This is a genomic window from Bradyrhizobium sp. 179 (assembly GCF_023073535.1).
Taxonomy (GTDB): Bacteria; Pseudomonadota; Alphaproteobacteria; order Rhizobiales; family Xanthobacteraceae; genus Bradyrhizobium.
Map to the genome: position 1 here is coordinate 128013 of NZ_JADPJR010000108.1, position 19690 is coordinate 147702.

The 19690-nt window shown below is 63.6% G+C and carries 19 protein-coding genes, 1 tRNA gene and 1 pseudogene; 8 read left to right on the plus strand and 13 right to left on the minus strand.

Annotation, left to right across the window (positions count from 1 at the left end; all coding sequences use genetic code 11):
* Window positions 1–19: 19 nt before the first annotated feature.
* The 3 genes from IVB12_RS25470 to IVB12_RS25480 form a co-directional block, all read right to left on the minus strand.
* A complete protein-coding gene (locus IVB12_RS25470) occupies window positions 20–199 on the minus strand; it encodes a hypothetical protein (RefSeq protein WP_247279214.1) in 180 nt (59 codons plus the stop codon).
* A complete protein-coding gene (locus tag IVB12_RS25475; RefSeq protein WP_247303396.1) occupies window positions 196–420 on the minus strand; it encodes a hypothetical protein in 225 nt (74 codons plus the stop codon). Before IVB12_RS25475 ends, IVB12_RS25470 begins: the two co-directional genes overlap by 4 nt.
* 282 nt (window positions 421–702) lie before the next feature.
* Window positions 703–1890: a CoA transferase gene (locus IVB12_RS25480; protein WP_247303176.1), complete on the minus strand. Its 1188-nt coding sequence runs from the start codon at window positions 1888–1890 to the stop codon at window positions 703–705.
* A gap of 247 nt (window positions 1891–2137) precedes the next feature.
* Here IVB12_RS25480 and IVB12_RS25485 point away from each other — a divergent pair, with 247 nt between their 5' ends.
* Both IVB12_RS25485 and ftsH read left to right on the plus strand, forming a co-directional pair.
* Window positions 2138–2413 carry a hypothetical protein gene (locus IVB12_RS25485; RefSeq protein WP_247303177.1) on the plus strand — a complete coding sequence of 92 codons (276 nt, stop codon included), beginning with the start codon at window positions 2138–2140 and terminating at the stop codon, window positions 2411–2413.
* A gap of 245 nt (window positions 2414–2658) precedes the next feature.
* A complete protein-coding gene (gene ftsH / locus IVB12_RS25490; protein ID WP_247303178.1) occupies window positions 2659–4500 on the plus strand; it encodes an ATP-dependent zinc metalloprotease FtsH in 1842 nt (613 codons plus the stop codon).
* A 20-nt stretch (window positions 4501–4520) separates the two neighbouring features.
* Here the strand turns inward: ftsH and IVB12_RS25495 are convergent, their stop codons facing one another.
* Window positions 4521–4754: a hypothetical protein gene (locus IVB12_RS25495; protein ID WP_247303179.1), complete on the minus strand. Its 234-nt coding sequence runs from the start codon at window positions 4752–4754 to the stop codon at window positions 4521–4523.
* A gap of 465 nt (window positions 4755–5219) precedes the next feature.
* Between IVB12_RS25495 and rpoH the strand changes: the two genes are divergently transcribed.
* Window positions 5220–6107: an RNA polymerase sigma factor RpoH gene (rpoH, locus tag IVB12_RS25500; protein WP_247303180.1), complete on the plus strand. Its 888-nt coding sequence runs from the start codon at window positions 5220–5222 to the stop codon at window positions 6105–6107.
* A gap of 347 nt (window positions 6108–6454) precedes the next feature.
* Here rpoH and IVB12_RS25505 read toward each other — a convergent pair whose 3' ends face one another.
* The 3 genes from IVB12_RS25505 to groES all read right to left on the minus strand — a co-directional run bounded on the left by IVB12_RS25505 (window position 6455) and on the right by groES (window position 8849).
* Window positions 6455–6742: a hypothetical protein gene (locus IVB12_RS25505; RefSeq protein ID WP_247303181.1), complete on the minus strand. Its 288-nt coding sequence runs from the start codon at window positions 6740–6742 to the stop codon at window positions 6455–6457.
* 136 nt (window positions 6743–6878) lie between these two features.
* On the minus strand, window positions 6879–8498 hold the full coding sequence (groL, locus tag IVB12_RS25510) for a chaperonin GroEL (RefSeq protein ID WP_247303182.1): 1620 nt from the start codon (window positions 8496–8498) through the stop codon (window positions 6879–6881).
* A gap of 36 nt (window positions 8499–8534) precedes the next feature.
* Complete coding sequence (gene groES / locus IVB12_RS25515) at window positions 8535–8849, minus strand: co-chaperone GroES (RefSeq protein WP_247303183.1); 315 nt, start codon at window positions 8847–8849, stop codon at window positions 8535–8537.
* A gap of 280 nt (window positions 8850–9129) precedes the next feature.
* Here groES and IVB12_RS25520 point away from each other — a divergent pair, with 280 nt between their 5' ends.
* Window positions 9130–10017 (plus strand): hypothetical protein, encoded by an 888-nt coding sequence (locus tag IVB12_RS25520; protein ID WP_247303184.1) that lies wholly within the window; start codon window positions 9130–9132, stop codon window positions 10015–10017.
* A 185-nt stretch (window positions 10018–10202) separates the two neighbouring features.
* Here IVB12_RS25520 and IVB12_RS25525 read toward each other — a convergent pair whose 3' ends face one another.
* The 5 genes from IVB12_RS25525 to IVB12_RS25545 are packed head-to-tail and all read right to left on the minus strand — an operon-like array spanning window position 10203 to window position 14267.
* Window positions 10203–10859, minus strand: a complete 657-nt coding sequence (locus IVB12_RS25525) for a hypothetical protein (RefSeq protein WP_247303185.1) — start codon at window positions 10857–10859, stop codon at window positions 10203–10205.
* Between the two features lie 15 nt (window positions 10860–10874).
* Window positions 10875–11372: a type II 3-dehydroquinate dehydratase gene (locus IVB12_RS25530; protein WP_247303186.1), complete on the minus strand. Its 498-nt coding sequence runs from the start codon at window positions 11370–11372 to the stop codon at window positions 10875–10877.
* A gap of 27 nt (window positions 11373–11399) precedes the next feature.
* Window positions 11400–12680: a TRAP transporter large permease subunit gene (locus tag IVB12_RS25535; RefSeq protein WP_247303187.1), complete on the minus strand. Its 1281-nt coding sequence runs from the start codon at window positions 12678–12680 to the stop codon at window positions 11400–11402.
* 34 nt (window positions 12681–12714) lie between these two features.
* Window positions 12715–13230, minus strand: coding sequence for a TRAP transporter small permease (locus IVB12_RS25540; RefSeq protein ID WP_247303188.1), 516 nt, complete (start codon window positions 13228–13230; stop codon window positions 12715–12717).
* A gap of 20 nt (window positions 13231–13250) precedes the next feature.
* The gene (locus IVB12_RS25545; RefSeq protein ID WP_247303189.1) at window positions 13251–14267 is read right to left on the minus strand and encodes a TRAP transporter substrate-binding protein; all 1017 of its coding nucleotides are present in this window, start codon (window positions 14265–14267) and stop codon (window positions 13251–13253) included.
* A 143-nt stretch (window positions 14268–14410) separates the two neighbouring features.
* Here IVB12_RS25545 and IVB12_RS25550 point away from each other — a divergent pair, with 143 nt between their 5' ends.
* Both IVB12_RS25550 and IVB12_RS25555 read left to right on the plus strand, forming a co-directional pair.
* Entirely contained in the window at window positions 14411–15079 is a 669-nt protein-coding gene (locus IVB12_RS25550) for a GntR family transcriptional regulator (RefSeq protein WP_247303190.1), read from the plus strand.
* Window positions 14980–15816, plus strand: a pseudogene (locus IVB12_RS25555) (SMP-30/gluconolactonase/LRE family protein); the annotation flags it as partial. The gene IVB12_RS25550 and the pseudogene IVB12_RS25555, both read left to right, overlap by 100 nt.
* A 205-nt stretch (window positions 15817–16021) precedes the next feature.
* Here the strand turns inward: IVB12_RS25555 and IVB12_RS25560 are convergent.
* A tRNA-Gln gene (locus tag IVB12_RS25560) sits at window positions 16022–16096 on the minus strand.
* A 271-nt stretch (window positions 16097–16367) separates the two neighbouring features.
* Between IVB12_RS25560 and IVB12_RS25565 the strand changes: the two genes are divergently transcribed.
* Together IVB12_RS25565 and IVB12_RS25570 are read left to right on the plus strand one after the other, a co-directional pair.
* A complete protein-coding gene (locus IVB12_RS25565; protein ID WP_247303191.1) occupies window positions 16368–18146 on the plus strand; it encodes an acyl-CoA dehydrogenase in 1779 nt (592 codons plus the stop codon).
* A 544-nt stretch (window positions 18147–18690) separates the two neighbouring features.
* A complete protein-coding gene (locus IVB12_RS25570; RefSeq protein WP_247303192.1) occupies window positions 18691–19449 on the plus strand; it encodes an enoyl-CoA hydratase-related protein in 759 nt (252 codons plus the stop codon).
* The last annotated feature ends 241 nt before the right edge of the window (window positions 19450–19690 follow it).

Below are 19690 nucleotides of genomic sequence, written 5' to 3' on the forward strand. Positions count from 1 at the left end.
GCTACACCAGCGTGGGACCTCATGCCGCCGATCGCTGGGGGACACCGTCTTGCAGCGTCTCGAGCAGGCGCTGCTCTCGCTCGATCCGGCTCCGATAGAGCTGGCGCTCGCTTTCGGTCTTCGCGCTGGCCAGCAGCAGGCGATAGTGCTGGATCACCTTCTCGCTGCCGCGGATGAGGAGGTTGCGGACGTCGCTCATCGTTCCGCTCCCATCGCGGCGGAAGCCGATTGCATATTCGGCAGCGTGAACGCGGCGGGAAAAACATCGGCGGCAAGCGCCTCGAGCGCGGCCTGCTCTTCGGCGAGCCGTCGGTCGATGAACTGGCGTTCGATGTCTGAGAGCTTCGTCTTCAGCAGGCGCCGATAGCGCTGGAGGTTGCTTCGGTGCGCACGAATGCGGGCCAGATCCTGGTCGAGCATCATCGTCACTCCTGACGGTCTTTCCACGGTCCTCTTGATTTCGATATATCGAAAGACGGTTCTTCCGGCGTGAAAAATATTCCGGCTTGTCACGCTGTCAAGATGCTCCTTCGCCGCTCCCCGCCTCGTTCCGTTTGTCCGCCGGACGCGAGCGTCCGCGATCGATTTTTTTGCTCCCTCCTTGCAAGACCTTTGCGCCGCTCTAACCGGTTTTTCGCCGCGGAGTGTTCAGTGGCGGGCGTGCTCGCAGCCTTCGGATCGGCTGCGCCCTCCTGTCATGGTCTAGATGACGCCATCTCGCCGAAGCGCCGCGATCGCGGCCCCATCGTAGCCGAGCTCGGTGAGGACGAGATCGGTGTGCTCGCCCAGCGTCGGCGGGCGCGTTGCGATTTCGCCCGGCGTCTCCGACAGCCGCACGGCGGCGCGGGCGGTCGGTGCCGGCTTCGGCAGGCCCGGATAGTCGACGTCCTGCATGAAGCCGGCGGCGCGAATGTGCGGGTGGTCCAGCGCCTGTTGCGGGCTGAGGACAGGTCCGGTCGGAATCATGGCCTGGCCCAGGGTGTCGACCGCCTCCTGCGTGGTGCGCTCGGCGCACCAGCGCGCCATCCGCTCGCTGATGACGGGGCCGTTGTTGCCGCGGCTGATGTCGTCGGCAAAGCGCGGGTCGTTCAGCCACAGCTCCTCCTCGCCCATCAGCCTCGCCCAGCGCTTGAACAGCGGCTGACCCGTGACCTGGCACAGCACCCAGCCGTCCTTGGTGCGGTAGATGTCGGCTGGCGCCGCGGTCTGGCCGAGGTTGCCGGTCGGCACGCGATTGACGTTGATGACGGCCTGCTCGATCAAGGTGGCATTGGTGAAGGACAAAGCGGTTGCGAGCAGCGCGCCCTCGACGATCTGCCCGCACCCGGATTTGCCGCGCTCGATCAGCGCGGCAAGCGTTCCGAACGCGCAGTGCAGCGCCGTGCCGAAATCGACCCAGTTCACCGCGGCCCGATACGGCGGATCGCCTGCGCCGGTCATGTACACCGCCCCCGACATCACCTGCCCCACGCCATCGAAGCCGACCCGGTCGGACCAGGGCCCCGGCCCGCCGAACGCGGTCGCCGTGGTCAGAATGATGTCGGGCTTGATCGTCTGCAACGACGCGTAGTCGAGCTTCATCGCGCGCAGGGTCTGCGGCGGCAGATTGGCGACGACCACGTCCGCGGTGACAACCAGGCGGCGCATCACCTCCTGCCCCTCCTCCTTCATCGGATCGAGCGTGATGCATTTCTTGTTGCGGTTGATCTGGAGAAACAGCGCGCCTTCGCCATCTTCGCCGACCGGTGCCACGAAGCGATCCTCGCTGCCGTCGCGCTTTTCGACGCGAATGACCTCGGCGCCGAATTCGGCCAGCAATGTCGCGCAATAGGGCCCCGCGATATAGCGCCCGAAATCGAGCACGCGGACGCCTTGCAGAACTCCTCCCATCGATCGCTTCCCCGCTGATATTTGCGCTCCAAACTACAGCGGCTGGCCGCCACGGCAAGGGAGGCCGAGCACGTTCGGCAGTGCGACCAAACGTCGGATCCGCAAAGGAGCAGAAAGCACGAGACTTGAACTCGCCCCGGCCAATCCTAAATTTTGATGCTGCCGGGCCGCGTGTTCGGCAAAACGGAACTCATGCAGAGGATTGGGAAGCCCGCGCTTTCGCGGGCGCGTACTCGAGGGAAGTCACATGAGAAAGCTTGCTCTTGCAATCGCCGCGGCAGCAACGCTCCTCATCGGAACGGTTGCGCCGGCTTCGGCCCACTGGCGAGGCTATCATCACTGGGGTGGTCCAGGCATCGGTCCGGCCGTCGCGCTCGGCCTGTTCACCGGAGCATTGGCTGCCGCGACTGCACCGCCGGTTTATTATGAGCCGGTCTATGGTCCGCCGGTCTATTATGGACCCCGATACTATCGGACCGTCCGCTATTATCCGGCGGCGTATCCCTATTGGTATCCCTGGTGAGCTGAGATAAGGCCCGGCCTGCAACCGGGCCTTATCGCTATCTTACGTCGCCATGCCTGAACACGCCCCTGCGGATGCGAGTACCTCTCACCGCGAGCGCAGTTGGTCTGCCAGGAACAGATGGCGGCGGGAAAAGTTCTGTCGGTACGATGCAGGTCCGGATGCGTACCGGGCCCAAACGAGCGCGCTAAAAAACGCGCCTCGAGGCTACCCGGCTGCGCAACAATATCGCACCTGGCTTTCGCATGAACAAGAATGTCCGCTTCAATCTTGGGTATGCTGTCGCCGCAATCTTCGCGGTCTTCTTGATCCAGCACCTGATCTCCGCGGCCCACCAGATAGCCGTGATCCCCTTTAGCGAATACCAGCAGCTCCTGCGTCAGGGGAAGGTCGATAGCGTGGGCATCTCCGACCGCACCCTGCAGGGCACGCTGAAGGAGCCGCTGCCGGGCGGCCAGAAACAATTCGTCACCACGCGTGTCGACCAGGACGTTGCGCAGGAGCTGGAGAAATACAACGTCCGTTTCACCGGGCAGATCGAGAGCACGTTCCTGCGCGACCTTTTGTCGTGGGTCATGCCCGTGCTGCTGTTCTTCGGCCTGTGGTGGTACATCGGCCGCCGCATGGCGGAAGGCGGCGGGATCGGCGGCGGATTGATGGCCATCGGCAAGAGCAAGGCCAAGGTCTATGTCGAGTCCAATACCGGGGTCACCTTTGCCGACGTCGCCGGGGTCGACGAAGCCAAGGACGAGCTTCGCGAGGTCGTCGATTTCCTGAAGAACCCGACCGATTATAGCCGCCTCGGCGGCCGCATGCCGAAAGGCGTGCTTCTGGTCGGCCCGCCGGGCACAGGCAAGACCCTGCTGGCCAAGGCCGTCGCCGGCGAGGCCAGAGTGCCATTCTTCTCGATCTCGGGTTCGGAGTTCGTCGAGATGTTCGTCGGCGTCGGCGCCGCGCGTGTGCGGGACCTGTTCCAGCAGGCGCATGAGAAGGCGCCGGCCATCATCTTCATCGACGAGCTCGATGCGCTTGGCCGGGCCCGCGGCATCGGCCCTTTCGCCGGCGGCCATGATGAGAAGGAGCAAACGCTCAACCAGCTGCTCGTCGAGCTCGACGGTTTCGATTCGCGCTCCGGGCTCGTCATCCTCGCCGCCACCAACCGGCCCGAAATCCTCGATCCCGCCTTGCTCCGCGCCGGACGCTTCGACCGGCAGGTGCTGGTCGACCGGCCCGACAAAAAGGGCCGTATAGAGATCCTCAAGGTGCACATGAAGAAAGTGCGGCTGGCGGCAGGCGTCGATGCGGACGCCGTTGCCGCGCTCACCCCGGGTTTCACGGGTGCGGACCTCGCCAATCTGGTCAATGAAGCGGCGCTGCTGGCGACGCGCCGCGCGGCTGATGCGGTGAGCATGAGTGACTTCAACAATGCGGTCGAGCGCATGGTCGCCGGCCTCGAAAAACGCAATCGCCTGCTCAACGCCAAGGAACGCGAGATCGTCGCCTATCACGAGATGGGGCACGCCCTCGTCGCGCTGTCGCTGCCGGGGACGGATCCCGTGCACAAGGTCTCGATCATCCCGCGCGGTGTGGGCGCGCTCGGCTACACCATTCAGCGACCGATCGAAGACCGCTTCCTGATGACCAAGGAGGAGCTGGAGAACAAGATGGCGGTGCTGCTCGGCGGCCGCGCCGCGGAGCTGATCGTGTTCGGACACCTGTCCACCGGTGCGGCCGACGATCTGCGGCGCGTGACCGACATCGCCCGCAGCATGGTGACGCGGTACGGCATGTCCGAGAGACTGGGCAGCGTCGCCTATGAACGCGATCCCGGCAACTTCCTTGCCGGCGCCGACCGTCCCTATCCGGTTCGCGAGCGCGACTATGCGGAAGAAACTGCGGCCGCAGTCGACCGCGAGGTGAAAGCCATTGTCGATCAAGTCTTCCAGCGCACCCAGGGCATCCTGAACACGCGGCGGCCGATCCTGGACCGCGCCGCGAAGAAGCTTTTGGAACGGGAGACACTGGAGCAGAGCGATATCGATGCGCTGATCCACGAAATGCCCAAGGAGGGGCTGCGTGCGATTTGACCTTCATGGCGCAAGACAGCTCAAGTAGGCCGCTTCCGCCTGACCTCTGTTGATAATTCGATCATCTTCCCATTTGGCGGCGAGCCGTTCGAGAGGAGCGGCGAAGGCGAGCCTCCGCTCTTCGGCGCCTCGATCTCTATGCCGGGCTCGGCATGCCTGGCGTGCCATTCGATCAAGAGATGGCCGGCCACCAACATCACGCCGGCGCAGAACAGCGCAAGAGCCGCGCTGACAAGATCACGATAATCATCCATCCCACTAACCAGACATGCGCACCAGGCGAAGGGGGCCAACCGACCTGCCGGGCACGCGAATGGCATTCGCAGAACTCCACCACGTGCGTGGACCAAATTGGAACGAAGGCCTCAGGTTTCAAGAGGCTGTCTGCATCGGAGAAGGGGCAGGCCGCTCCTTTGCCAGTTTCAGCATGCAACATTCAAGTCGGAACCTTCCGCCGATTTTCAAATTCTAAATGCGTCCACCGGCCCGAGAGCGTCTGGGTGCCAAGTTCGGGCTCAGCGAGTGAGGCTGGTGGTGATTCTGACCATCTTGCTCGATTGAGGATTTGGACATGAAACCTGCCTGCGCTACGACCGCGCGGCCCGCCAAAATCGCCGCGCTCCCAGCTCTGCCGCTTTCGGCGCTTCTTCGCCACTCCCACATTGATCAGCAGCGCGCCCCCGATCGGCGCGAACGATGTTCGTGAGGGGGGGTGCGCGATGTTACTTGCCTCATCACTTCCCGCGATCCATTCCGAAGGCGGGCTATCCCGCTACCTAAAGGAGATCCATCGATTTCCGCTGCTCGAAGCGTCGGAAGAAGCCGAATACGCCCGGCGCTTGCGCGATTGCGGCGATCGTGACGCGGCCTATCGGCTGGTGACGAGCCACCTGCGGCTGGCAGCCAAGATTGCGCTGCAGCATCGCCGCTACGGCTTGGCAATCGCCGACCTCATCTCGGAGGCTAACGTCGGACTGATGCTCGCCGTCAAGCGGTTCGATCCGGAGAAAGGCTTCCGGCTTGCGACTTATGCCTCCTGGTGGATCAGGGCATCAGTGCAGGAATTCATCCTGAGATCATGGTCGCTGGTCAAGCTGGGCACCACCGCGGCGCAGAAGAAGCTTTTCTTCAATCTCCGCAAGCTGAAGCGCAGGCTTGGCATGGCCGAGGATGGCGATCTGCGCGCCGACCAGCTCAGATATATCGCCGATAGTCTCGAGGTGAAGGAGGACGACGTGGTCGAGATGAATGGCAGGTTGCGCGGCGACATCTCGCTCAACGTGCCGCTCAGCGTCGAGACAGAAGGCGATGAATGGCAGGATCGTCTCGTGGATCCCTCCCCCGATCCTGAAAGTCTGCTGCTGGAAGCAGCCGATCGTGAACGAAAGAAAGCTGCCCTCACGGACGCCATTGCTGCCCTGTCGCCACGGGAGCGCAGCATCATCGAAGCACGATTTTTGGACGAGCCGCACAAGACGTTGGACGCGCTCGCCGGCAAGTTCGGCATCTCGCGCGAGCGAATCCGCCAGATCGAGCAGCGCGCGTTGCAACGGATCAAGGCGAAGGTCTGCGCGGCCCTGGCCGATCCGACCCTTGCGATACATTAGATGAGCGCGAAACGGATGCTGATCGGCCAAGGCCGATCAGCATCCTCTGCAGATGTCGGGGACGATACGTTCCGCAGAAAAGTCAGCGCTTCTGCGCCCATTCTGGCGCACTTTTTCAGCATTGCTCCGAGACGTTGCAACGGAACTGGTAGCGAGCTGCCGGGCGGGCTCGGCCGAAATCCGCGCCTCTGCGCGCGGAGAGTCCGCCTCTTTGGCCTGAAGCGCATTGAGCATCCCCAACAAGGCAATGGCAGCGATAACGCCTCTCATCTCTGATCATCCTCCTTTCGGTTCGCGGCAGTGAGCGGCCGCGTGACGTCCGGAGCGGCCGGCCGGCCGCTCCGCTGTCAGCTCATGGCAGGCTGTGTTCGGACCCGATCCGGCGGCGCGAGATCGAGCCGGATGCCTGATGGTCCCAGGACCGGCGACAGCAATGTATCCACCTTCATGGTTGCATTGGCCCGCTCCCAATTCTGCCAGGGCATCGTGTCCAGGTACAGGATCGGCGGCAACGCGAGCTGTTCGAAACTGTCTGGCGCGTTCCTGACAGAACCGGGACTTTCGGCGCCGTAGGCCGCAAAGGGCACGAGGGAAAGGCCGGCACCAACGGCCAGCGCGGCGAGGTGCCGCAGCATTGTTCGGGCGTTCTCCGCGCGAGCGGAGAACGTACGATCCTTGATCATCTCATCCTCCTATCGTTCGAAAACAGATTCAATCGATCGTGACAGCTCATGGAGAACGAGCCCGGCCGCTGGGCCGGGCTCGCTCGTCTCAGAAGTCCATCGCGGGAGCGCTTGCCGCTTCCGTCTTCTTCGGCTGGTCGGCGACCAGCGCTTCGGTCGTGATGAGCAGCGAAGCAACCGAGGCCGCGTCCTGCAGGGCCGTGCGCACCACCTTGGCAGGATCGATCACGCCGGCCTGCACCATGTCCTGGTACTCGCCGGTCGCCGCATTGAAGCCCCAAGTGTAGGTCTGGTTCTCGAGGAGCTTGCCGACGATGACGGAGCCGTCCTCGCCTGCATTCTGCACGATCTGACGAGCCGGCACCTGGATTGCGCGACGCACGATATCCACGCCGGCCTTCTGGTCGGCATTGGCGGTGTTGACGCCCTCGAGCGCCTTGAGGGAGCGCAGCAGGGCCACGCCGCCGCCAGGCAGAATGCCCTCCTCGACCGCGGCCCGGGTCGCATGCAGCGCGTCGTCGACGCGGTCCTTGCGTTCCTTCACCTCGACCTCGGTCGCGCCGCCGACCCGGATCACCGCGACGCCGCCGGCGAGTTTGGCCAGCCGCTCCTGGAGCTTCTCGCGGTCGTAATCCGAGGTGGTTTCCTCGATCTGGGTCCTGATCTGCTGGCTTCTCGCCTCGATGTCCTTCTTGGCGCCGGCCCCGTCGACGATCGTGGTGTTCTCCTTGTCAATGACGACCTTCTTGGCGCGGCCCAGCATCTTCACCGAGACATTCTCCAGCTTGATGCCGAGATCTTCGGAGATCACGGTGCCGCCGGTGAGGATCGCGATGTCCTCCAGCATCGCCTTGCGGCGGTCGCCAAAGCCCGGCGCCTTGACGGCGGCAACCTTCAGACCGCCGCGCAGACGGTTGACGACCAATGTCGCCAGCGCCTCGCCCTCGACCTCCTCTGCGATGATCAGCAGCGGCTTGCCCGATTGCACGACCTGTTCGAGCAGCGGCAGCATCGTCTGCAGGCCCGACAGCTTCTTCTCGTGGATCAGCACATAGGGGTCTTCGAGCTCGACCCGCATCTTCTCCGGATTGGTGACAAAGTAGGGCGAGACGTAGCCGCGATCGAACTGCATGCCCTCGACCACCTCGAGCTCGGTGTGGAGGCTCTTGGCTTCTTCGACCGTGATCACGCCCTCATTGCCGACCTTCTGCATGGCCTCGGCCAGGAAGCGCCCGATCTCGGTATCGCCATTGGCGGAAATGGTGCCGACCTGGGCAATCTCGTCGTTGGAGGTAACCTTCTTGGCGTGCGATTTGAGGTCCGTCACGATGGCATCCACGGCAAGGTCGATGCCGCGCTTGAGATCCATCGGGTTCATCCCGGCGGCGACTGCTTTGGCACCCTCCTTGACGATGGCCTGCGCCAGCACAGTCGCCGTCGTGGTGCCGTCTCCGGCAAGATCATTGGTCTTTGACGCGACCTCGCGCACCATCTGTGCGCCCATATTCTCGAACTTGTCCTCCAGTTCGATCTCCTTGGCGACGGTGACGCCATCCTTGGTGATGCGCGGCGCACCGAACGACTTTTCGATGACGACGTTGCGTCCCTTTGGACCGAGCGTGACCTTCACCGCATTCGCCAGTGTATCGACGCCCCGCAGCATGCGCTCGCGGGCCTCGGTCGCGAACTTCACGTCCTTGGCAGCCATTTTTGCAAACTCCTTTCCGTTCGATGACTGTCAGTGTTACGCCGCCTTCTTCAGCGTGCCGGCCTGTTCGACCACGCCGAGAAGATCGCTTTCCTTCATGATCAAGAGCTCCTCGCCGTCGATCTTGACCTCGGTGCCCGACCATTTGCCGAACAGCACCCGGTCACCGACCTTGACGTCGAGCGGCACGAGCTGGCCTTGCTCGTTACGCGCCCCCGGCCCAGCGGCGATGATCTCGCCCTGCTGCGGCTTCTCCTTGGCGGTGTCGGGAATGATGATGCCGCCGGCGGTCTTCTCCTCGGCATCGATGCGGCGCACGAGCACACCGTCGTGCAACGGGCGGAAATGCATGCACATCCTCCTTGCTAGGTTCAGCGATGTCCAAAATCCGGGTCCGGAACCGGCCCCCGGGCGGCAAACGACCTAGGAACAAAGCGATCTTTGTTCAAGGGGGCTCCGCAAAAATTTTTCCCCCGTCACACGCCGGCGCCTGCTCGCACGGTGCGGCCTGCAGCGACTGGCGACCCCAGCAAGGCTTGGCAATGGACATGATGCCCGTGCGCGAACAATTTCGACTGGCGGAGAAGTTTGCTCTAATATGAACTCCGTGCCCCAGCCAGTGCCCCCATCCATGCCGCAGCCATTCGATCGCTCCAAGGAAGATCTCGGCAACGCGATCCATTTCGAGCACGTCAACATCCAGGTCCCCGATCAGCGCCTCGCCACCCTGTTCTACGTGGCAGGACTCGGGCTGACCCGCGATCCCTATCTGATGGTGTCGGACACCAACATGTGGATCAACGCCGGACGGAGCCAGTTTCATTTGCCGAGCGGCAGGCCGCAGGTGCTGCGCGGCCATGTCGGGCTGGTCATTGCCGGCCGCGAGGCGCTGCTCGCGCGGCTGGCTTCGGTCGCCAAAAAGCTAGAGGGCACCGCGTTCACCTTCGCCGAGCGCAACGACCATGTCGAGGCGGTTTGTCCATGGGGCAACCGCTTGCGCTGCTACGAGCCCGACGCCGCGCGCTTCGGGCGCATCGCGCTCGGGATTCCCTATGTCGAGTTCGACGTGCCGGTGGGATCGGCAACCGGCATCTGCGCGTTCTATCCTGAAGTCCTGGGCATGCCCGCCGACTTGCGAAACGGCGAGGGCAAGGTGGCCGCGGTGAAGACGGGCCGCGACCAGCACCTGTTGTTCCGCGAGACCGATCGGCCGCAGCCGGACTATGACGGCCACCATGTCCAGTTCTACATCACCGACTTCTCCGGTCCCTATCGCAAGCTCCTGGCCCGCGATCTGATTTCCCGCGAGGACAATCAATACCAGTACCGGTTTTGCGACATCGTCGACCTCGATAGCGGCAAGCGCCTCTTCACCGTCGAGCACGAGGTGCGCAGCGCGACCCACCCGATGTTCATGCGGCCGATGGTGAATCGCAACCCGGCGCTGACCAACCGGAACTATGCTTACGGACATGACGAGGCGGCCTGGGCGATGGGGCCGGATCAGTATGAGGGATAGGCTAAGCCTGCCGCATCATTGCCCACGGCGTAGCGCCTGCGCAGCAGGCGTACCGTTGCGGCAAGGACAGAATCACGCCGCTGCGCGCGCCGATCGCCACCTCTCCTGAAGGAGACACCACGCGCGCGCCATCGCCTATCCATCCTGGTGTCAGGCCGTTGGTTGCGAACGCCCGCTCGACCGCATCAGCTGAAATCCGCGATACGCGCATCGAGTGCGAAAATGCCTTGGTAAATTTCCGGATTCCCAAGGCGGCCAACGACATCAGGCGCCAGTTCGGCGGCCTTGTGCCAAGCGGCCTGGAGCGCCGTCTCGTCGAGAGCCTCGACCATCAGCAGGCCGGCAAAAATGCCTTCGCTCGTCCGCATACCCTTTTCGACCGTCGGAACTGAGGTCCGATCCTGATCCGTCGCACCGATCTGAACGGCGACCACGTCGTCGCAACCGGCAATGGCATTGGCAAACCCTGCCGGATCGTCCGGAGGCCGGTCGATCCGCAGCACCATCGCGGTGCCGCCTTCGCCGCGTCCGGCGCGAACTGTCACATTGCCCCCGCCGCGAACGAAATTGCCCAGCCGGGGCATGATGCGCCGCGACCAGGGCGTCGGTGAATTGAGGCGCGCCAGATAGGCCGGACCGTCCAGGACGTCAGGCGTTTCGAGCTCGTACAAGATGAAGAAGCGGTTGATATCGGCGCGCAACGCGCGGAAGACACGGCAGGCGAGAAAGCCCCGCGTCGTCACACGTTCCGTCGTATGCTCGCGGGTCAGCCAATGCCGATAATCTGTCAGGTCCTCAGACGCGATATCGCTCCAGATTGCCAGAAATCCCGCGCCGCGCATCCGCTCCTCCCTGCTCTACGCCTTGCTCCTCGGCTTCAAGCCGTGCAATGCAGCCGGAACAACGCCATCGGGCAATCGTCCGAGCCGCTGAACGGCCGCCAGAATGGCGGCGATATAGCCGTAAGGACCAAGCCCGCAGATCACGGCCGTCGACGCGCTGGACGTGATCGAATGCCGGTGCAGCTCATCGCGGGCGTGAATGTTGGAGATGTGCACTTCGATCGTGGGGCCATCGAAGATCTTCAAGGCATCGATCAAAGCAATCGAAGTGAACGAGAACGCCGCCGGGTTCATGATAATCGCATCCGCGTTGCCACGAGCCGATTGGATCAGGCCGACGAGCTCACCTTCGATATTCGATTGATGAAACGACAGCGAGACATCAAGGAGCCCGGCGAGCTCCAGGCAGCTTGCCTCGATTTCGCCAAGCGTCGTTGAGCCATAGATGTGTGGCTCCCTGATGCCGAGGAAATTGAGATTGGGGCCGTTCAGGATCATGATCCGGGTGGCCATGGGGCCGCTCCTTTCGACAGGATGTGACTAGCCACCGAACCATTTTGCCGGCTCCGTGACCAATTGGGGGAAAAGCACCATCAGAAGCAACACGGCGAGTTGCGCGATCAGGAAGGGCCAGACGCCCTTGATGACGTCCTCCATGCTGATCCGCGAGACGCCGCAGACGACGTTCAGCACGACGCCCACTGGCGGCGTTATCAGGCCGATCGCATTGTTGATGATGAACAGCACGCCAAAATAGACTGGATCGATCCCGGCCTGCTTGACGATCGGCATGAGGATCGGCGTCAGGATCAGGATAGTCGGCGCCATATCGAGCGCGGTGCCGACGATGACGATGAGGATCATGATCGCGAGCATCAACAGCGTCGGGCTGCCCATGAACGGGTGCACGAGATCGACGACCTGGGTCGCGATCTCGGCTACCGTGATGAGCCAGGACGAGACCAGCGCTGCCGCGACCAGAAACATCACGATGCTTGTGCTGAGCGCCGCCGAGACCATCACCTCGTAGAGCTGCGAGAGCTTCAGCTCCCGGTAGATGCAGGTGGCGACGAATAACGCATAGACCGCCACCACGACTGCCGCTTCGGTCGGCGTGAAAATGCCGAAACGCAAACCGACGACGATGATGACCGGCAGCATCAGCGCCCAAAATCCGTCGGACACCGCTTTCGCTATCTCACGAAAGGACTTGCGCGGCGGGCTTTCGATGTTCTCGTCACGGGCGACCCACCACCACGCAACACAAAGGCCGAGGCCGAGCAGCAGCCCGGGCACGATGCCGGCGAGAAACAGCTTCGAGATCGACACGCCGCCGGCGACACCGAACAAGACGAAGCCGATGCTCGGTGGGATGACAGGTGCGATGATCCCTCCCGCCGCGACCAGCCCGGCCGCGTACATCTTCTTGTGGCCTGCCGCGACCATCATCGGGACCAGCAGGGCGGCCAGCGCCGCAGCATCCGCCGCCGCCGATCCGGACAGCGAGGCGAGCGCGCAGGATGCCAGGATCGCGACATAGCCGAGCCCGCCCCGCACGTGGCCGACGACCGCGAACGCGATGTCCACGATTCGCCTGGCAAGCCCGCCCTTGTTCATGATTTCGCCGGCAAGCATGAAGAACGGTACCGCCATCAGCGGGAAACTGTCAGCGCCGTTGATGATGTTCTGCGCGACGATCTGGGAGTCGAATATGTCGAGGAAGTGCATCAAGGCGATGCCGCAGACGATCAGCGCAAACGCGATCGGCATGCCCAGCGCCATGGCGCCGAGGAGCGAGACTGTGAAGACGACAATCGTCATGGTGCAATCCGGCCGAGAACAGGGCTTGCGGAGCTCAGCTGTGCCCGTCGCTTTCCTTCACGGCAATGAGGTCTTCGCCGCTCGCCGCGCCGGTGACGACCTGGAAGAGATCGTAAGCGAGAATGGTGGCCGCCGAGACGCCGAAGACGAGCCCGGACGAGTAGAAGAAAAGCCCGACCGAGATACCCGACGCCGGCGCGGTGTCGCCGAAGGTCAGAACGGCTTGCTTCCAGCTTCCGAGCGTCAGCAGCCAATCGGCATAGAGCATCAGGAGGTAGCTGACCACGAAGCAGAGAATCCTGCCTCGCGGCGGCAGCGCACGCACGAGCGTATCGACGCCGAGATGTGCGTGCTGGCGCAGTGCGACGATGGCGCCGAGAAAGGTCAGCCACACCAGGAGCCAGCGCGACAGCTCCTCGGATACCGCGATACCCGAATTGAAGATGTAGCGCAGCACCACGTTGCTGAAAACGAGCACGACCATCGCAGCAAGGCAAACGGCGACCGCTGCCTTCAACACCTCGCAATAAGCGTCGAGGACCTTTGCCATTCGCTTTACCTACCGCCTCGTCACTTGATCGCGCTGCGAATGCGCGCGAGCTCGGCGTTGAAGAGCTTCACCTTGCCCGGATCGTATTCGCTGGAGAACTTCTCGATGACGGGCTTCACCGCCTCCTGCATCCGCGCATATTCCGCCGGCGCGATCTCGTTGAACTGCATGCCCTTGGCCTTCAGCTCGCCGAGCGCCCGATCGGCGGCGAGTTTGGTCTGCTCGCGCTGATACTGGACCGTCTCCGCGTAGGTGTCGCGGAACATCTTCTGCTCCTCGGGCGAGAGCTTGTCCCAGAACTTCTTGCTCACGATGATGATGTTCTGGGTGAACGTGTGGTTGGTCGCCGAGACGTATTTCTGCACCTCGTAGAATTTGTTGGACAGGATGACGCTGTAGGGATTTTCCTGACCGTCGACCGTCTTGTTCTCGAGGGCGGTGTAGAGCTCGCCGAACGCCATCGGCACCGGGTTGGCCTTGAAGGCCTTGAAGGTCTCCAAATAGACCGGGTTCGGAATCACACGCAGCTTCAGGCCGGCGAGATCTTCGAGCTTCGCCACCGGCCCTCTGCTGTTGGTGACGTTGCGGAAGCCCAGCCCCCAATAGCCGAGCGCGATCAGGTCCTTCTCGGGCAGGAGGTCCATCATCGTCTTGCCGAACGGTCCATCGGCAAGTGCGGTCGCCTGGTCGAAGGTGGCGACGCTGAAGGGGAAATCGAACAGGCCAAGATCCTTGACGACGCTGGCGAGCGAGGTGGTCGACGCCGAGAAGATTTCCTGGGTGCCGCCGCGGACGGCCGATTGCTGCTGCAATTCGTTTCCGAGCTGGGACGCGGCAAATTCGCGAATCTTCAGCTTGCCCCCGCTCTTGGCGGCCAGGACCTCGGCAAATTTCTGCACGCCGAGGCTGACGGGGTGGTCGGTGTTGTTGAGGTGCCCCCAGCGGATCGTCCGCTCCTGCACCTGCGCAACCGCAGGTAGCACGGCGAGAACTGCCCCCACCGCGATGACGGCCCAGCCCAGCATTTTCCTCTGCATGCCCACCTCCCTCGATCACGCCGCGATCTGAGGCCGCGGCTTATTGGGGAGCATAAACATAGGGTATTATCGGAGTCAAAGTATGAAATCACTTTCATCATATGAATTTCGAATTATCATATACTTGCATGGGAGACCGGACGATGCCCTTGATTGATAAAGAGGAATCAGCGATCGGCGAGGACTGCTATCGCAGAATCCGAGCTGACATCGTTTTCGGACGGCTGAAGCCAGCCCATCGGCTCAGGCTCGAAGCGCTGCGCGAGAGCTATGGCGTGAGCGTCAGCACGCTGCGCGAGATCCTGAGCCGGCTGGCGGCGGAAGGCTTCGTGGCCGCAGAAGGCAAGCGCGGCTTCGAAGTTGCCGGGGTGTCCGCCGATAATCTGCGCGAGCTCGCCGGCTTGCGGCTTTTGCTGGAGTCGCACGCCATGGCGATCTCTTTCGCCAGCGCCGACGTCGAATGGGAGGGACGCATCGTCTCGGCCCATCACAAGCTCGCCTCGACGGAGCGGCTGATGGACTCGGGGATCGGCGAGCCGGAGCAATGGAAGCGCTATGATGGCGAGTTTCACCAGGCGCTGATCTCGAATTGCGGGTCGCGCCTGCTGATGGAAACGCACAGCCTCGTCTTCGACAAATACTTCCGCTACCAGATGGTGGCTTTCCGCTATCGTGGCGCCGAGCCGGCCGAGCAGCACAGGGCACTGCTGGAATGCGCGCTGAAGCGCGACGCCGAGACGGCGCAGAAGGTGCTCTGCGCGCATGTCAACAACTGTGTTGCCGATGCGCTCGCCAACAGCGCGCTGCGCTGAAGGAGCGCACGGTGACGGCGAGGATCATCGCTGCCGACAAGGTGCAAACCGCGGTGCCGGCCGGCGACGTGCTGGGCGAGACGCCCTTGTGGTGCAGCCGCTTAAACAAGCTGTGGTGGATCGATATCGACCGCCAGCTTCATCAATCGTTCGATCCGTCGACCGGTGCTCACCGGACAACTCGCCACAATTGCCGGTTTCTCGGAAGCCAGGCGCTGGTGTCGGACGGCTCGCACATCCTCGCGCAGGATCTGGGGCTGTTTCGCTACGATGCTGCAAGCCGGCGATCGAGCCGCTTCTGCGAAGTCGAGACGGGACGCGACAATCGGCTCAACGACGGACGGGTCGATGCGCGCGGCCGCCTGTGGATCGGGACGATGGACAATGATCTGCACCGGCCGAACGGCTCGCTCTATCGCGTCGACGGCAGTGCAGCCACGCCGATGTTCGCGGGCGTCATCGTCAGCAACGGAGTTGCGTTTTCGCCGGACAATCGCACGCTCTACTTCACCGATACGCGGCGATACTGCACCTGGCAGTTCGACTTCGACCTTGATGATGGCGTGATCGGCAACAGAAGACTGTTCGCAGACTATACCGCCTCGAAAGAGCGACCGGACGGCGCCTGCGTCGACGTCAATGGCGGGCTCTGGACCGCGTTCTTCTCCGGCGGCCGGATCGTGCGCTATCGGCCGGACGGCCGGATCGACACGATCATTCCCCTCCCCGTGACCAATCCGACATGCGTTTGCTTCGGCGGTCGTGACCTGACCACCATGTTCATCACCACCGCAAGAAAATTCCTCGACCCCATGCAATTGGACCGGGAGTCCGAAGCCGGCCATCTGCTTGCCATTCACGCATCGCGCAGGGACTTGCCGAACACCGGTTCGCCGCTCGTTGATCCACGCAGCGGGGCAGGATCGGATCAAGCGGAGCTTCTGGCTGGGGCGGGAGGGATCGAACCTCCGAATGGCGGAATCAAAATCCGCTGCCTTACCGCTTGGCTACGCCCCAACTGGCGACCGGGGGCCGGCGGAAGAACTGGCTACCGCAGATTCCCTCGGGTCGCAGCCGGTCTATAGGGAGCGGGGCGGCATTTCAACCGCCTGGAGGGGCAAAATACCGCGGCCTGGGAAGACCGGCCGAAGCATCCGTGTCTCGCTCTACTCTATTAAGAGGCCCGACAACCGCCGGGTCCCGCCAGCCAGCGCCATCCCTCCCGGCCATTGAGACCGCCCCCGTTTCATGGGAATACGGCACCAATATTTGTCCACGGGAGTGAGCCATGACCTACCGCGCGCCGATCTCTGACATGCTGCTGTCGCTCAACCACGGCGCGGGCCTCAAGGCCGCCGTGGCGGCCGGCCATTACGGCGATTTCGACGCCGACATTGTCGCGGCCGTGCTGGAGGAAGCGGGGAAGTTCGCGTCCGACGTGCTGGCGCCGCTCAACCGCGTCGGCGACGAGCACGGCATCAAGCTGAGCGAGGGCAAGGTCACGACCGCGCCGGGCTGGCCGGATGCCTACAAGCGTTGGACCGAGGGCGGCTGGAACGCCGTCTCGGGCCCGGAAGGCTTTGGCGGCCAGGGCCTGCCACTCGCGATCAACGCCGCCTGCACCGAGATCTGGAGCGCCGCCAATATCGCCTTCGGCCTCTGCCCGCTGCTGACGGCCTCCGCGATCGAGGCGCTGGAGGCGCATGGCAGCGACGAGCTGAAAAAGATCTATCTCGAGAAGCTCGTCTCCGGCGAATGGACCGGCACGATGCAGCTCACCGAGCCGCAGGCCGGCTCCGACGTTGGCGCGCTGCGCACCCGCGCCGAGCGGCAGGCCGACGGCACCTATCGCATCAAGGGGACGAAGATCTTCATCACCTATGGCGAGCACGACATGACCGACAACATCGTGCATTTCGTGCTCGCGCGCCTGCCTGACGCGCCCGCCGGCACCAAGGGAATCTCGCTGTTCCTCGTGCCGAAGTTCATGGTCAACGAAGACGGCTCGCTGGGGCAGCGCAACGACATCTATGCGAGCGGCGTCGAGCACAAGCTCGGCATCCATGCTTCGCCGACCTGCACCATGACCATGGGCGATCACGGCGGGGCGATCGGTTTCCTGATCGGCGAAGAGAACCAGGGCATGCGCTGCATGTTCACGATGATGAACCAGGCCCGCCTCGGCGTCGGCCTGGAGGGCGTCGGGCTCGCCGATCGCGCCTACCAGCAGGCGCTGTCCTACGCCCAGGAGCGCAAGCAGGGCCGCGCGGTCGGCAACAAGGGCGACGGCGCGGATGCGATCTTCGTCCATCCCGACGTCAAGCGCATGCTGATGCGAATGCGGGCGCAGACCGCCGCCGCGCGCACCATCTGCTATGCGACCGCGGTCGCCATCGACGTGTCCAACCGCGCCAAGGACGCGAAGGTGCGGGCCGATGCGGCCGCACGCGCGGCGCTGCTGACGCCGATCGCCAAGGGTTATTCCACCGACATCGGCAACGAGGTCGCCTATCTCGGCGTGCAGGTTCATGGCGGCATGGGCTTCATCGAGGAGACCGGCGCTGCGCAGCATTATCGCGATTCCCGCATCACCGCGATCTACGAAGGCACCAACGGCATCCAGGCGATCGACCTCGTCATGCGCAAGCTCGCGGCCAATGGCGGCGCCTCGGTATGGACGCTGCTCGACGAGCTCTCGGCCACCGTCAGCCAGGTCGAGGCCTCCAACGATCCCAGCTTCGGCACCACGGGCACCAAGCTGCGCGAGGCGCTGGAGGCGCTGACGCGCACCAGCAAATGGCTTTTGGAGCGGGCTGCGTCCGCACCGAACGAGGCGCTTGCGGGAGCTACGCCCTATTTGCAGCAGTTCGGCGCCACGCTCGGCGGCTGCATGCTGGCCTCCGAAGCGCTCGCCGCCAAGGCCGACGGCATCACGGACGCCGCCCGCTACGTCTCGCTCGCCCGCTTCTTCGCAGAGAACATCACCGTGCAGGCGCCTTCGCTCGAGCGCACGGTGACGGAGAGCGCGGAATCGGTTGCGGCGGCGGATGCGGTGCTGCTGGGGTAGAAGGCGGCGGCTGCTGCCTGCCCCACAACCAATCTGTCCCGGCCTTCGTCGGGACGACACCGCGTTTTTGACGAGGGCCTTCCCTTGGCTCGCGAGTGGCTCGGCGCGACCGCATCGCCACCGGATGGACGTCCGGTCGGCCGATGCCAGCGAGGTCCCGGCGGGCCGACCGATGAACGTCACGACCACCGGCAACACCAGCCGCATCATCGCGAGCGTGACCGCCAGCATCGCGGAACGGAAGCCGATGCTGCCGGTCAGCGACAGCAGCTGCGGCAATCATTGATCGAGCAATCAATCAAAGGAAACGGCACCAGGCCCGATCATGCCCCACAACCAGCAGTTCTTCAAATGAAACATTGTATCCCAATGTTGTAACGCGCGACAGCGCGTAACGAGCGATGCGGCGCGCGGCCTGTGCTGACGACACAAGATCGGTATCGAAAAGCTTGAGCAGCGCATTGGCAGGCCTGCAAGATGATGTAGGCTGACCCTTCGTGAGACACGCCGAAGGCAAGCGCCGCGGCGACCGCAGGGGGCTCTCATGCCGAATGGCAATATCGTCGTCACCGAAGAGCGTGGAACGCGCGTAATCACCCTGCGTCGTCCGAGCAAGAAGAACGCGATCACGCAGCACATGTATCAGGAGATGAGCCGCGCGATCGACACCGCGCAGAACAACCCTGATATCCGCTGCATGATCATCACCGGTGGCTCCGGCGTGTTCACCGCCGGCGACGATATCGAGGATTTCCTGAAGGCCGACGCCTCGCACCCCGAAATGCTGTCGAACGGGGCCAAGTTTCTCTATTCGCTCGCCCTCAATGCCAAGCCGATCATCGCGGCCGTCGACGGCGTCTCGATCGGGATCGGCACCGTGATGCTGTTCCACTGCGACTATGTGCTCGCCTCGAACGCTGCGACCTTCTCCGCGCCCTACATCCATCTCGGGCTCGTCCCGGTCGGCGCGGCCAGCCTGCTGGTGCCGAACACGATGGGCTACCAGCGCGCCTTCGCGATGCTGGTGATGGGGCGGACTTTTTCCGCCGCGGAGGCGCATGCCGCAGGTTTCGTCAACACCGTGGTCTCGCCCGGACACACCGAGGTCGAGGCACGCAAGGTGGCGCGCGAGATCTGCCGGCTGCCGGCCGAGGCGGTCGCGACCTCGCGCAGACTGCTGCGCGCCCCGCCGGAGGAGTTGACCCGCCGCATCGACCAGGAAGCCCATTTGTTCGGCGAGCGGCTCAAGTCGGAAGAGGCGATTGCAGCGTTCAATGGGTTTGCGAACAGGAAGAAGCGGTAGGGCGAGCACTCGGCTGTCACCCTGACCCTGGAGGAGGGTCGCTCGCGCGAAGCGCGGGGCAGGGTGAGCCGCACGAAGACTCTCGCCGGGATACGAACCTCGCCAACACCTCCTCACGGGATGGTCTGTCGCCCCGCCCCGGTTCGCATTTCATGCGAGCCGACCCGCTCCCTCAAGGGGCGGGCGGGAGCGTGCGGCAGGCGCGGTGCTTCAACAAAAGAGTTTCGTGAAATCTTTGTGC

Bases quoted from the DNA above. Each gene is read 5' to 3' on its own strand.
- IVB12_RS25545 (WP_247303189.1), bottom strand. From the start codon at position 14,267: ATGCAGAGGAAAATGCTGGGCTGGGCCGTCATCGCGGTGGGGGCAGTT.
- IVB12_RS25495 (WP_247303179.1), bottom strand. From the start codon at position 4,754: ATGGATGATTATCGTGATCTTGTCAGCGCGGCTCTTGCGCTGTTCTGC.
- IVB12_RS25480 (WP_247303176.1), bottom strand. From the start codon at position 1,890: ATGGGAGGAGTTCTGCAAGGCGTCCGCGTGCTCGATTTCGGGCGCTAT.
- groES (WP_247303183.1), bottom strand. From the start codon at position 8,849: ATGCATTTCCGCCCGTTGCACGACGGTGTGCTCGTGCGCCGCATCGAT.
- IVB12_RS25530 (WP_247303186.1), bottom strand. From the start codon at position 11,372: ATGGCCACCCGGATCATGATCCTGAACGGCCCCAATCTCAATTTCCTC.
- IVB12_RS25475 (WP_247303396.1), bottom strand. From the start codon at position 420: ATGCTCGACCAGGATCTGGCCCGCATTCGTGCGCACCGAAGCAACCTC.
- groL (WP_247303182.1), bottom strand. From the start codon at position 8,498: ATGGCTGCCAAGGACGTGAAGTTCGCGACCGAGGCCCGCGAGCGCATG.
- IVB12_RS25505 (WP_247303181.1), bottom strand. From the start codon at position 6,742: ATGCTGCGGCACCTCGCCGCGCTGGCCGTTGGTGCCGGCCTTTCCCTC.
- IVB12_RS25565 (WP_247303191.1), top strand. From the start codon at position 16,368: ATGACCTACCGCGCGCCGATCTCTGACATGCTGCTGTCGCTCAACCAC.
- ftsH (WP_247303178.1), top strand. From the start codon at position 2,659: ATGAACAAGAATGTCCGCTTCAATCTTGGGTATGCTGTCGCCGCAATC.
- IVB12_RS25535 (WP_247303187.1), bottom strand. From the start codon at position 12,680: ATGACGATTGTCGTCTTCACAGTCTCGCTCCTCGGCGCCATGGCGCTG.
- IVB12_RS25570 (WP_247303192.1), top strand. From the start codon at position 18,691: ATGCCGAATGGCAATATCGTCGTCACCGAAGAGCGTGGAACGCGCGTA.
- IVB12_RS25470 (WP_247279214.1), bottom strand. From the start codon at position 199: ATGAGCGACGTCCGCAACCTCCTCATCCGCGGCAGCGAGAAGGTGATC.
- rpoH (WP_247303180.1), top strand. From the start codon at position 5,220: ATGTTACTTGCCTCATCACTTCCCGCGATCCATTCCGAAGGCGGGCTA.
- IVB12_RS25520 (WP_247303184.1), top strand. From the start codon at position 9,130: ATGCCGCAGCCATTCGATCGCTCCAAGGAAGATCTCGGCAACGCGATC.
- IVB12_RS25550 (WP_247303190.1), top strand. From the start codon at position 14,411: ATGCCCTTGATTGATAAAGAGGAATCAGCGATCGGCGAGGACTGCTAT.
- IVB12_RS25525 (WP_247303185.1), bottom strand. From the start codon at position 10,859: ATGCGCGGCGCGGGATTTCTGGCAATCTGGAGCGATATCGCGTCTGAG.
- IVB12_RS25540 (WP_247303188.1), bottom strand. From the start codon at position 13,230: ATGGCAAAGGTCCTCGACGCTTATTGCGAGGTGTTGAAGGCAGCGGTC.
- IVB12_RS25485 (WP_247303177.1), top strand. From the start codon at position 2,138: ATGAGAAAGCTTGCTCTTGCAATCGCCGCGGCAGCAACGCTCCTCATC.